Source organism: Methyloversatilis sp. S146-33, from assembly GCF_059552495.1.
Window position 1 is genome coordinate 122,612 of record NZ_JCANOT010000041.1, and the last position, 11,393, is coordinate 134,004.

11 protein-coding genes are annotated in these 11,393 nt (G+C 68.8%); 9 read left to right on the forward strand and 2 right to left on the reverse strand.

Going from position 1 to position 11,393, the window contains the following annotated elements; all coding sequences use genetic code 11:
• Window positions 1–15: 15 nt before the first annotated feature.
• From AC51BJ_RS18025 to AC51BJ_RS18055, 7 genes are read left to right on the forward strand one after another with little or no spacing between them, the layout of a single operon-like run.
• Window positions 16–1,299, forward strand: coding sequence for an NAD(P)/FAD-dependent oxidoreductase (locus tag AC51BJ_RS18025; RefSeq protein WP_496281144.1), 1,284 nt, complete (start codon window positions 16–18; stop codon window positions 1,297–1,299).
• Entirely contained in the window at window positions 1,296–2,075 is a 780-nt protein-coding gene (locus AC51BJ_RS18030) for a DUF1365 domain-containing protein (protein WP_430434654.1), read from the forward strand. The genes AC51BJ_RS18025 and AC51BJ_RS18030 overlap by 4 nt, the downstream gene beginning before the upstream one ends.
• Window positions 2,072–3,286, forward strand: a complete 1,215-nt coding sequence (locus AC51BJ_RS18035; protein ID WP_430434653.1) for a class I SAM-dependent methyltransferase — start codon at window positions 2,072–2,074, stop codon at window positions 3,284–3,286. The genes AC51BJ_RS18030 and AC51BJ_RS18035 overlap by 4 nt, the downstream gene beginning before the upstream one ends.
• Window positions 3,283–3,810, forward strand: coding sequence for a chalcone isomerase family protein (locus tag AC51BJ_RS18040; protein WP_430434652.1), 528 nt, complete (start codon window positions 3,283–3,285; stop codon window positions 3,808–3,810). Before AC51BJ_RS18035 ends, AC51BJ_RS18040 begins: the two co-directional genes overlap by 4 nt.
• Window positions 3,807–5,063, forward strand: coding sequence for an MFS transporter (locus tag AC51BJ_RS18045; RefSeq protein ID WP_496281145.1), 1,257 nt, complete (start codon window positions 3,807–3,809; stop codon window positions 5,061–5,063). The genes AC51BJ_RS18040 and AC51BJ_RS18045 overlap by 4 nt, the downstream gene beginning before the upstream one ends.
• Window positions 5,060–5,599 (forward strand): DUF3833 family protein, encoded by a 540-nt coding sequence (locus tag AC51BJ_RS18050; RefSeq protein ID WP_496281146.1) that lies wholly within the window; start codon window positions 5,060–5,062, stop codon window positions 5,597–5,599. The genes AC51BJ_RS18045 and AC51BJ_RS18050 overlap by 4 nt, the downstream gene beginning before the upstream one ends.
• 23 nt (window positions 5,600–5,622) lie before the next feature.
• Window positions 5,623–6,378, forward strand: coding sequence for an SDR family NAD(P)-dependent oxidoreductase (locus AC51BJ_RS18055; RefSeq protein ID WP_430434649.1), 756 nt, complete (start codon window positions 5,623–5,625; stop codon window positions 6,376–6,378).
• A gap of 16 nt (window positions 6,379–6,394) precedes the next feature.
• Here the strand turns inward: AC51BJ_RS18055 and AC51BJ_RS18060 are convergent, their stop codons facing one another.
• Together AC51BJ_RS18060 and AC51BJ_RS18065 are read right to left on the reverse strand one after the other, a co-directional pair.
• Entirely contained in the window at window positions 6,395–7,897 is a 1,503-nt protein-coding gene (locus tag AC51BJ_RS18060) for a hypothetical protein (RefSeq protein ID WP_496281147.1), read from the reverse strand.
• A gap of 10 nt (window positions 7,898–7,907) precedes the next feature.
• Window positions 7,908–8,582, reverse strand: coding sequence for a hypothetical protein (locus AC51BJ_RS18065; protein WP_496281148.1), 675 nt, complete (start codon window positions 8,580–8,582; stop codon window positions 7,908–7,910).
• Window positions 8,583–8,666: 84 nt separating this feature from the next.
• On the opposite strand from AC51BJ_RS18065, the gene aroC reads away from it, so the two are divergent.
• Window positions 8,667–9,836 (forward strand): chorismate synthase, encoded by a 1,170-nt coding sequence (aroC, locus tag AC51BJ_RS18070; RefSeq protein ID WP_496281149.1) that lies wholly within the window; start codon window positions 8,667–8,669, stop codon window positions 9,834–9,836.
• Between the two features lie 616 nt (window positions 9,837–10,452).
• Window positions 10,453–11,393 (forward strand): TonB-dependent receptor plug domain-containing protein (locus AC51BJ_RS18075; RefSeq protein WP_496281150.1); only part of this gene is annotated, 941 nt, incomplete at its 3' end.

Consider the following 11,393-nt stretch of genomic DNA (forward strand, 5'->3'; position numbering starts at 1 on the left):
TGGAGGCAGAAAATAATGAAGATTGCGGTGGTGGGGGCAGGCATTTCGGGTCTGTCGGCAGCCTGGTTGCTGTCGCGCCGGCACGAGGTGACGCTGTACGAGCAGGAGGGCCGCCTGGGCGGTCACTCGAACACGGTGGATGTCGAGATCGACGGCGTGAGCCATCCGGTCGACACCGGCTTCATCGTGTTCAACCGCGACACCTATCCGCACTTGTGCGGCCTGTTCTCGCTGCTCGGCGTGTCGATCGCCGACAGCGACATGTCCTTCGGCGTGTCGCTGCGCGAGCCGGACATTGAGTGGGCCGGTACCAATCTGGCCAGCGTGTTCGCGCAGCCGGCGAACCTGGCGCGCCCGCGCTTCTGGGGCATGCTGCAGGACATCCTGCGCTTCAATTCGGAAGTGACCGAAAGGGCCGCCAACGGCAGCGCCGAGCACATTTCCCTCGGTGAATTCCTGGTGCGGCACCGTTACGGCGACGCCTTCCGCGACTGGTACCTGCTGCCGATGGCGGCGGCCATCTGGTCCTGTCCGACGCAGACCATGATGAGCTACCCGCTCGCCACCTTTGCCCGCTTCTGCCACAACCACGGACTGCTGCGGGTGAATGACCGGCCGCAGTGGCTCACCGTGCGTGGCGGCTCTCGCGAGTATGTGAAGCGCATGGCGGCCGCGCTGCAGGACGTCCGGCGCGCGTCGGCGGTGAAGGGCCTGCAGCGCGTATCGGACGGCGTACTGGTGCAGGCGGCCGGCGTGCTCGAACGCTACGACCAGGTGGTGCTGGCCTGTCATTCCGACGAGGCGCTGGCGCTGCTCGGCGATACGGCGACGGCGCCCGAGCGGCGCCTGCTCGGCGCCATCCGCTACCAGCCCAATCACGCCGTGCTGCATACCGACACCGCGTTGCTGCCGCGCAACCGCCGCGTCTGGTCGTCGTGGAACTACATGGCAGGCGCCGGCGCGCCGGACAGCCGCCCGGTCAGCGTGTCCTACCTGATGAACCGGCTGCAGCCGCTGCCTTTCGAACAGCCGGTGGTCGTGTCGCTGAATCCGTTCATCGAGCCGGACCCCGCACGCGTGATCGCCCGCATCGATTACGCGCATCCGCTGTTCGATGGTCCGGCCATCGACGCGCAGGCGCGGCTGCCGGAAATCCAGGGGCGCGATCGCCTGTGGTACTGCGGCGCGTGGACCGGCTACGGCTTCCACGAAGACGGCCTCGCCTCGGCGGTGCGCGTCGCCCGTCACCTGGGCGCCGACATTCCGTGGCAGCGCAGCGGCGAGGTGCTGGCCGCATGAGCGCAACGGTTGGCGAAACGGCGGTCAGCCTCTGTCGCGGCGCGGTCATGCATGCCCGCGCGACGCCGGTGCGCACCCGCTTCGCCTACCGCCTGTTCTTCCTGCGCATTGCGCTGAGCCGGCTTGGCCGGCAGCCGGTGCCGATGCTCGCGCTGAACCGCTGGGCGCCGCTGTCCTTTCACTACCGCGACCACGGCGCGCGCGACGGCTCACACCCCTTGTTCTGGATACGTGCGCTGCTGGCGCGTGAAGGCCTCGGCTGCGCCGACGGCGAAGTGGTGCTGCAGACCATGCCGCGGCTGTTCGGCTACGTGTTCAACCCGGTCAGCTTCTGGTTCTGCCATGACCGTGCCGGTGCGCTGCGCGCCGTGCTGTGCGAAGTAAACAACACCTTCGGCGAGCGCCACGACTACCTGGTCGCACACGCCGACGCTCGGCCGATCGGAGACGGCGAGTGGATGGAGACGCGCAAGGTGTTCCACGTGTCCCCCTTCTTCCCGGTCAGCGGCAGCTACCGCTTCCGTTTCGACCGCCGTGGTGACCTGCACGCGGTGGCCATCGACTACCACGACGGCGGCGAACGCCGGCTGCGCACACGCGTGTCCGGTCGTGCCGAAACCATGAGCCGGGCTGCCGCCTGGCGCGCACTGGCCGCGCACCCGCTGATGACGCTGGCGGTGATCGCGCGCATCCACGTGCAGGCCTTCCATCTGTGGCGCGCGCGCGTGCCCTTCTTCAGCAAACCGCAACCTCCCGTACAGGAAATGACCCGATGAATCAGCCCGACGTCCTGATTTCGCTCGAGCGCCGGAATGCGCTGCCGTTCGCCGCACGCCAGGTGTGCCGGCTGCTGGAGCGCATCGAACACGGCTGGCTGCTGATGACGCTGCCGAACGGCGAACTGCTGTCCTTCGGCCACCACGGCGAGCCGGTGGAAATGCGGGTGAAAGACTGGGCCACCTTCGATCACGTGATCGCGCGCGGCGACATCGGCCTCGGCGAAGCCTGGTTCGACGGACTGTGGGACAGCGACCACCTGGCGCGCGTACTCACGCTGTTCGCGCTGAACCGGGAGGCCCTCGGGCGCGCCATACACGGCAACCTGCTGGCGCTGGCGATGGCCCGCATCCGCCACCTCTGCCGCGCCAACACGCGCAGTGGAAGCCGCCGCAACATCATGGCGCACTATGATCTGGGCAACGATTTCTACGCGCTGTGGCTGGACCGCAGCATGACGTACTCGAGCGCCTTGTTCGAAGGCGACGCGCAGCGCGATCTGGCGGCCGCCCAGCACGCCAAGTACGCGCGCATCGCCCGCGTGCTGCGCCTGCAGCGCGATCAGCCGGTGATCGAGATCGGTTGCGGCTGGGGCGGCTTTGCCGAAGTGGCGGCGCGGGACAACGGCGCGTACGTGCACGGCGTGACGCTGTCGCCGGCGCAACTGGCGTGGGCGCGCGAACGGGCCCAGCGCGGCGGCTTCGCCGCCCGGGCCAGCTTCGAACTGTGCGATTACCGCGACCTGCGGGGCCAGGTCAGCCGCATCGTGTCGATCGAAATGCTGGAGGCGGTCGGCGAGCGCTGGTGGCCGACCTATTTCGCCAAGCTGAACGGCCTGCTGACGGTCGGCGGCGAAGCGGTGGTGCAGACCATCAGCATCGCCGACGATCTGTTCCCGCGTTACCGCAAGGGCACCGACTTCATTCAGCAGTACGTGTTCCCCGGCGGCATGCTGCCGTCGCCGTCGGTGTTCGTGGACCGGGCACAGCGCGCCGGTCTGAAGCTGCGTGACGACTACCGCTTCGGTCTCGACTACGCGATCACGCTGGCGCGCTGGCGTGAAACCTTCGAGCAGCACGGCGATGCTTTGCGCGCACTGGGCTTCGACACCCGCTTCCAGCGGCTGTGGCGCTTCTACCTCGCCTACTGCGAGGCAGGCTTCCGCGCCGGGTCGATCGACGTGCACCAGTTCCACCTGGTGAAGCCGTGATCAGGCGTCTGCTCTGCGCGCTGCTGTTCGCTTCGGCCTGCGCGTTCGCGCAGCCGCCAGCGGGCGCGGTCGATCTGCTCGACGATCCGAAGCCGCTGGGCAGCGGCGAGATGCGCTGGTTCGGACTCAAGCTGTACGACGCGACGTTGTGGGCCAGCGGCGGTCGTTACCAGCCGACCGGCGGCTTTGCGCTGAGCCTGCGCTACGCCCGGGACTTCGACGGCGTGCGGCTGGCCAGCGCCAGCATCGACGAAATCCGTCGGCTCGGTGAGCGCGACGACGCGAAGCTGGCGCGCTGGCAGGACGTGCTCGCCGGCGTGTTCCCCAACGTCAAGGCAGGCGAGGTGATCACCGGCGTCAAGCTGGCCGACGGCAGCGCACGCTTTTTCCATCAGGGGCGTGCGCTGCCGGCGGTCGATGATCGCGCGCTGTCGGACGCCTTCTTCGCCATCTGGCTCGATCCGCGCACGCGCGAGCCGGCGCTGCGCGCGAAGCTGCTGGCCGAGGCCGGGCAGGCGCGGTGAACACCGCGCGGGTGTTCGCCTACGGCCTGCTCGGTGCGCCTTTGGCGGCCGCCGCGCTGCCGATCTACATCCATATTCCGAAGCTGTACGCCGAACATTACGGCGTGTCGCTGACCCTGCTGGGCGTCGTGCTGTTCGCCGCGCGTCTGGTCGATGCGCTGGCCGATCCGTTGATCGGCGCCGCCGGCGATCGCGCGCGCGGGCGTCGCGTCATCGTGCTGCTCGGGCTGCTGCCGCTGGCGGTTGGACTGCCGGCGCTGGTGAAGCCGCTGGCCGGCATCGACCCGCTGCTCTGGCTGGTCGGCGCGCTGCTGCTGGTCTATGCCGGCTACAGCATCGCCACCATCAACTACGCCGCCTGGGGCGCCGAATTGTCGACCACCCCGGCGCTGGGCACCCGGCTGGTGGCTTCGCGCGAGGGCTGGGCGCTGGTCGGCGTGGTCGCGGCGTCGGTCGCACCCGGTCTGCTGGCCGACGACGCACCGACCGGCCTGTGGCGCGCAGCGCTGTACTGGTTGCCCTGGCTGGCGCTGGCCGCGCTGCTGACCACGACCACGGTACCCGATCTGCGGCCGCAGGCAGTCGTGCAGCCGCTGCTGGCGACCCTGCGCGAGGTGATGCGGCACGCGCGCTTCCGCCGCCTGCTCGCGGTGTTCGCGCTCAATGGCATCGCGGCGGCGGTGCCCGGTACGCTGGTGCTGTTCTTCATCGCCGACGTGCTGCAGGCGCCGGAGCGCGAAGGTCTTTTCCTGGCGCTCTACTTTGTCGCCGGCGTGCTGGCGCTGCCGCTGTGGACCCGGCTGGCCGACCGCATCGGCCGCGCGCGCAGCTGGGCGGCGTCGATGCTGCTGGCGATTGTGGTGTTCGGCTGGGCGTGGACGCTGGGACCGGGCGACGCCACCGCCTTCATGCTCATCTGCGTCGGCTCGGGCATCGCATTGGGCGCCGACCTCGCGCTGCCGCCAGCGCTGCTGGCCGGCCTGATCGCGCGGCGCGAGGAGCCGCTGCCGGCCGGCGGCAGCTTCGGTGTATGGACCTTCGTCACCAAGCTCAATCTGGCGCTCGCGGCCGGCGTCGCACTGCCTGCGCTGGCGCTGCTCGGTTACCGGCCGGGCGAACAGGGCGACGAGGCGCGCGCGGCGCTGACCGCCGTCTATGCGCTGTTGCCGCTGCTGCTGAAGGCGGCGGCGCTCTGTCTGCTGTGGGCCGGCACGCGCCGGCTCGAACCCGATCTGCAAGGAGCTTCATCATGAAGAAAATGCTGTGCCGGCTGTTGTCGGTGCTCGGGCTGGCCGCGTTGGCCGGCTGCGGTGGCGTGCCGGTGGAGAAGTACGCGGCGCAGAAGCCGGTGCTCGATCTGAAGCAGTATTTCAACGGCCCGGTGACCGGCTGGGGCATGTTCCAGGGCCGCAGCGGCGAGGTGATCAAGCGCTTCGTCGTCCGCATTGATGCGCGCTGGCAGGGCGACACCGGCACGCTGGACGAGCGCTTCGAATGGAGCGACGGCACGCAGAGCCGCCGCGTCTGGACCATCCGCCACCTCGGCGAGGGCCGCTACAGCGGCCGCGCCGACGACGTGGTCGGTGAGGCGACGGGCGAGGCGAGCGGCAACGCGCTGCGCTGGCGCTACGTGCTGGCGCTGCCGGTGGACGACAAGGTCTACAACGTCGACTTCGACGACTGGATGTATCTGATCGACGACAAGGTGATGCTGAACCGCTCGGCGATGAGCAAGTTCGGGGTCCATCTGGGCGAGGTGACGCTGTCCTTCACCCGCGGCGCGCCATGATGTTCGCGCCGCTGAATCCGCCCGTGAAGGATTGGGCCGGCAAACGCGTCTGGATGATCGGTGCGTCCAGCGGCATTGGCGCCGCACTGGCGCGCCGGCTGATCGACGCCGGCGCGCGCGTCGCGCTGACCGCCCGCGACGCGGCGCGACTGGCCGAGGTGGCCGGTCGCGCGCCGAACGTGCTGCAGCTTCCGATGGATGTCAGCGAACCGGGCGCGCTGACGCGCGGCGCCGCCGAACTGTGGGCAAGCTGGGGCGGCATCGATGCGGTGTTCTTCGTCGCCGCGCGCTACCGTCCGGTACGCGCCTGGGAGCTGGACGACGAAGACGTCGACGCCACCTTGCGCACCAATGTCGCCGCCGTCATGCACGGCTGCGCCGCGGTGCTGCCCGGCATGCTGGTGCAGCAGGCCGGCGCGCTGGTCATTGTGTCCAGCGTCGCAGGTTACCGCGGACTGCCGAAGGCGCTGGTCTATGGCGCGAGCAAGGCGGCGCTGATCAATTTCGCCGAGACGCTGTACATGGACGTCCGCCCGCGCGGGCTGGCCGTGCATCTGGTGTGCCCCGGTTTCGTCGAAACGCCGCTGACCGCGCAGAACGACTTCACGATGCCGGCGCTGATCAGCGCCGACGAGGCCGCCGGCCACATCCTCCGCGGCCTGGCGCGTGGCGATTTCCACATCCATTTTCCGAAGCGCTTCACTGGCTGGCTGCGGCTGCTGCGCCTGCTGCCCTACCGGCTGTACTTCGCCGCAGTCAGGCGAATGACCGGCCTGTGAGCGGGGCGCCCGCCGTTCAGCGATCGACGCGGGGCCGCGTCAGGCGCCGGGCGGCGATCACCACGGCGCTGACCGAGAGGGTGAGGCCGGCCAGTGCGGCCAGCCACAGCAGCGCGTAGCGCAGGGCTGGGTGCCCGGCCAGCGCCGGCAGTTCGAAGCTATGCGGCGCGTTGAACAGCCAGCGGCGCAGGCGGGCGTCGCGGTCCATTGTGCCGAGCAGGCGGCCGTCGAGCGCGTCGATGTGCACCCAGGTTTCCGCGTCGTCCTCCAGTTTCACGCGCCACACCGGCAATTCCTTCGCGTCGCGGCGGGCGTACCACCAGGCGTCCTCGCGGATCAGGCGTTCGATCGCCGCCAGCCGCGCGTCCGGGATCAGCGCGCGCGCCACCGCCTCGGCGTGGTGTTCGGTCACGTCGGGGTGGCCGAGGTCGGGCATGTCTACGCTGCGCCGGAAGCCGTTGTCGGCGGTGAGCGTCATGCGAGCCTGACCGCGCACCCAGTAGAGCTGCACCTCCTTCCAGTCCGCCTCGGCGAACAGCGGCGCCAGCGCCTGTGTCGCGTGCGGCCACGGAAACGTGGCAGCCACGCTGCCGGTGTAGCGTGCCATCGCCGCGTTGCCCGGCGGCGTGTTGCGCAGCCAGTCGCCGGGCGACATCGACAGCCAGCCGCTGACCATCCAGGCGAGCACGAACAGGCCGCCGCCCAGACCGACCAGATGGTGCAGCTTCATCCAGCCGGAGAAGGGACTGAGCGGCGCCCGCCGGCGCAGCCGCAGCACCCCCAGCAGCAGTCCGCTCAGTGCCGAAATGCAGCAGATGCCGGACACCCACAGCAGCGTCTGCCGCCACAGCCCCGACTGTTCGCGCAGCGGCGTGAAGTAGAACCAGTGCGGTACGGCGCCAACCCAGTTCCAGAAGCGCTCGCGCTGGGTGCTGTCGCGCACCACCTCGCCGCTGCGTGCCGACACGTAGAGCTCGGTGCCGGCGTCGTCGTCCAGCGCGATGCGGTGGAAGGGGCGCTGGCGGTCCAGCGTCGCCAGCACCGTCCATTGGTCGCGTTCGACGATGCCCACGTGGCGCGCGCCCGGCTGGCCGGAGAAGGCGCGTGCGATGGCTTCGGCCCGGGCGGCGTCGATGGCGGTGATGCGTGCGCCGCTGCGCGCGCTGATGGCATGTCGTCCGCCGTCGGCCATGGTCATGCGCCAGACCGGTTCGCTGCCGCCATCCTCGCGCGGCAGCGCCTCCAGCCACAGGCGACGCGGGAAACTGTGCACGTCGGCCGCCTGCAGCGCCGCCGTCGGCGACACCCGGATCTGCGCCGCGTCGAGCACGCCCAGGCCGTGCAGGCGTTCTGCGTCGCTCAGCACGGGGAAGCCGACCACGCTCATCACCAGTCCGGAGCCGAACCACATGACGAACAGCAGGCAGCCGGCGATGCCCAGCCAGCGGTGCACGGTGGCGAGGGCGCCCGGCAGGCGGCGGGCGAGGGCGGGCAGGGAGGCGCTGAGCGGCGGGAACATGCGCTGCGGATCAGCCGGCGCGCCGGGCGTCGGCAAGCGGCGCGGTGCGCGTCCCGGCGCGGCGCGCGTACAGGCCGGTCAGCCAGTCGAGTGCGCAGTAGAAGGCGCCGGCCGCCAGCGGCGGGTTGGCAGCCGTCAGCGGCAGGCCGGGCACTTCGGGCCGCCAGCTCCAGCAGCCGAGCGCGGTGCCGTACAGTTCCATCGCCAGCGCCAGCACGAACATGGTCGAGTACAGCCGCGGCGACGGGCCGAAGCGCAGCGCGAGCAGGTAGAGCGCGAACAGCGGCAGGCTGATACCGTCGGCCCCGAACAGCGCCCAGGCAGCCACCAGGCCGAGCGCCAGCGGCGGCACGGCGTCGGTCACACCGTGCGGCAGGCGTTCGCTCAGCCACACGCCCAGCGCGTAAAGCAGCACGTGGCCGGGCGGCACGAACAGCGGCAGATTGTCGAGGCGATAGTCGTAGAGGCCCCACCACAGCGACAGCACGATTTCACCGAAGGTGGCCCAGGCGAGGCAGACCATCCACTGCGCGCGCTGCTCGGGCGCGGCGCGCAGACAGAGCGCGCCGAGCAATGCCCAGGTCCACAGTGCGACGACGTGCGGCGCCCAGGTGGCGCCGTGCGCGTCCAGCCAGAGGCCGCCGACGATGGTCAGCACGATGGCGAGGGCGAAGGGCGTGGTCATCTATATGTATGCGGTCGGGCCGGGCGGGAGGTCGGCCGGGCCTGCATGGTAGACTCTGCGCCTCGAAAAATCGCGGGTTTTCCCATGTCCGGCAATACTTTGGGCACGCTTTTCTGTGTCACCTCCTTCGGTGAATCGCATGGCCCGGCCATCGGCTGCGTGGTCGACGGCTGTCCGCCGGGGCTGGCGCTGAGCGCCGCCGACATCCAGGCCGAACTGGACCGGCGCAAGCCTGGCACCTCGCGCCACGTGACACAGCGGCGCGAGCCCGACGAAGTGGAAATCCTGTCCGGCGTGTTCGAAGGCGTCACCACCGGCACACCGATCGCACTGCTCATCCGCAACCAGGACCAGCGCTCGAAGGATTACGGCAACATCGCCGAAACCTTCCGCCCGGGACACGCCGACTACGGCTACTGGCAGAAGTACGGCATCCGCGACCACCGTGGCGGTGGCCGCTCGTCGGCGCGCGAGACCGCGGTGCGGGTGGCGGCCGGTGCGATCGCCCGCAAGTGGCTGCACGAGCGCTACGGCATCGACATCCACGGCTGGATGAGCCAGCTCGGCCCGATCCGCATTGAATACCGCGACCGCGAAGCGATCGCCAACAACCCCTTCTTCGCGCCGGACGCCACCATCGTCCCCGAGCTCGAACTGTTCATGGACCAGCTGCGCAAGTCGGGCGACTCCTGCGGTGCCCGCATCGACGTGGTTGCCAGCGGCGTGCCGGTAGGCTGGGGCGAACCGGTGTATGACCGGCTGGACGCCGACATCGCGCACGCGATGATGGGCATCAACGCGGTCAAGGGTGTGGAGATCGGCGCCGGTTTCGCCAGCGTCGAACAGCGCGGCACCGAGCACTCGGACGAAATGTCGCCGCAGGGCTTCCTGTCGAACAACGCCGGCGGCGTGCTCGGCGGCATTTCGACCGGGCAGGACGTGCGCGTGTCGATCGCCATCAAGCCCACCTCCAGCATCCGCCTCGACCGCCATTCGATCGACAAGGCCGGCAACCCGGTCATCGTGAACACGCACGGCCGGCACGACCCCTGCGTCGGCATCCGCGCCACGCCGGTTGCCGAAGCCATGCTGGCACTGGTGCTGATGGACCACGCGCTGCGCCACCGCGCGCAGTGCGGCGACGTCGACTGCCCGACGCCGCGCATTCCGGCGGCCGCCCCGGCCGACGTGATCGAACGGCTGCGCGCGCAACGCGACGCCGCCGTGGACGACCCGGAGCCGGACGAAGCCTGAGCGGTGTTCGCCGTCGCTGCGCCTGCCCTGGGTGCATCGACGGCAGCCTGGCCGGCGGCGACGGCCGTCGCCATGATTGCGCCGGCGCCAGCGTCTGTCGGCCTGCCCTGATACGCCCGGCCGGATGCCCCCGGCGCAGCCGCCTCCCCTCCCTCCCGTCCTTTTTCCCTTCAGCACCGACCGTCCGACCGAACCGCTGTCGAGCCGCGTTTGCCCTGCATCGACGGCCGCTGCCATGAGGTAATTCGTCACCCGCACGGGAATGTTCCCGTCAATGCCGGGATGATGTCCCGGTGAGCGCCGCCCACCCGCCTTCCGCACCGGGCCGCGGCCCGCGCGCGATCGGCGCTACGCCTTCGGCATGCGTTCATTCCCCGGGAATGAAACCGGCGAACGGGAAGTTTTCCCCCTGTTATCCGCACGGGATGTTTTCCCTGTTTCCGGGTGAGGCGCCTCGGTACAAGACGGGAAACAAATAGCCCGTGGCGCTGTAGGAGTCCGTCCTACACCGAGGTCGATGACAAGGCATACAAGAAGAGGAGGGGCGAGGTCGCTTGCGGCACTCGCTCTGGCCGCAGGGCCGTTCGCCGGTACCGCAATCGCGCAGGAGGAAGAGGTGATCGAGCTGGCACCGGTCGAGATTCGCGCACCGCGCATCATCACGCCCCTGCCGGGCGTGGTGATCGATCAGGAGCAGACGACCAGCAATGTGCAAAGCGCCACCTCGGAGGATATTTCCCGATCGCAGTCAATTGGCCTGACCGACTTTCTGAATAATCAGATGCAGTCCGTCAGCGTGAACGACTACCAGGGCAATCCGTTTCAACAGGATCTCGTTTTCCGGGGCTTTTCAGCCTCGCCGCTGATCGGAACCCCACAAGGGCTTTCGGTGTATTTCGACGGCGTCCGTATAAACGAGCCGTTCGGCGAAGTGGTGAATTGGGACATGATTCCGCTCAATGCCATTTCAAGAATGGATCTGATGCCGGGCTCGAATCCGCTTTTTGGTCTTAATACGCTCGGCGGCGCGCTGTCGCTTTCTCCGAAAACGGGGTTCACTGAGGAGAAATTCTCGGCTGCCGTCACGACCGGCCGCTGGGGGCGTCTTCAGCGACAGATGTCGATCGGCGGGAACGATGGTTCGATCGGTGGATTCTTCGCGTTGAACCATTTCGAGGAAGATGGCTGGAGGCAGAACTCCCCGTCGAATGTGGCGCAATATTACGGTCGAGTCGACAAAAAAACGTCCTTTGGCGCGGTCGGTGTGTCGGGCATGTTTGCCGACAATCGTCTTACCGGAAACGGGACCGTACCAATCGAGAGCTACGCTTCAAACCCGGGTCAAGTATTTACGTCGCCTGATCGCGTGTCGAATGAACTTGCACATTTTACGGTCTCCAGCCGTTTCGATGTCTCCGACAACTCGACACTGTCTGCACAGATCTATAAGAGAAACGTTACGCAGAATTCATTCAGTGGCGATTTCTGGGACGAGTGGTCGCAGGCAATAAGGCGTGCGGGTGCAATGGATGTGTCGGTGTGCCCGGACGGATTCAG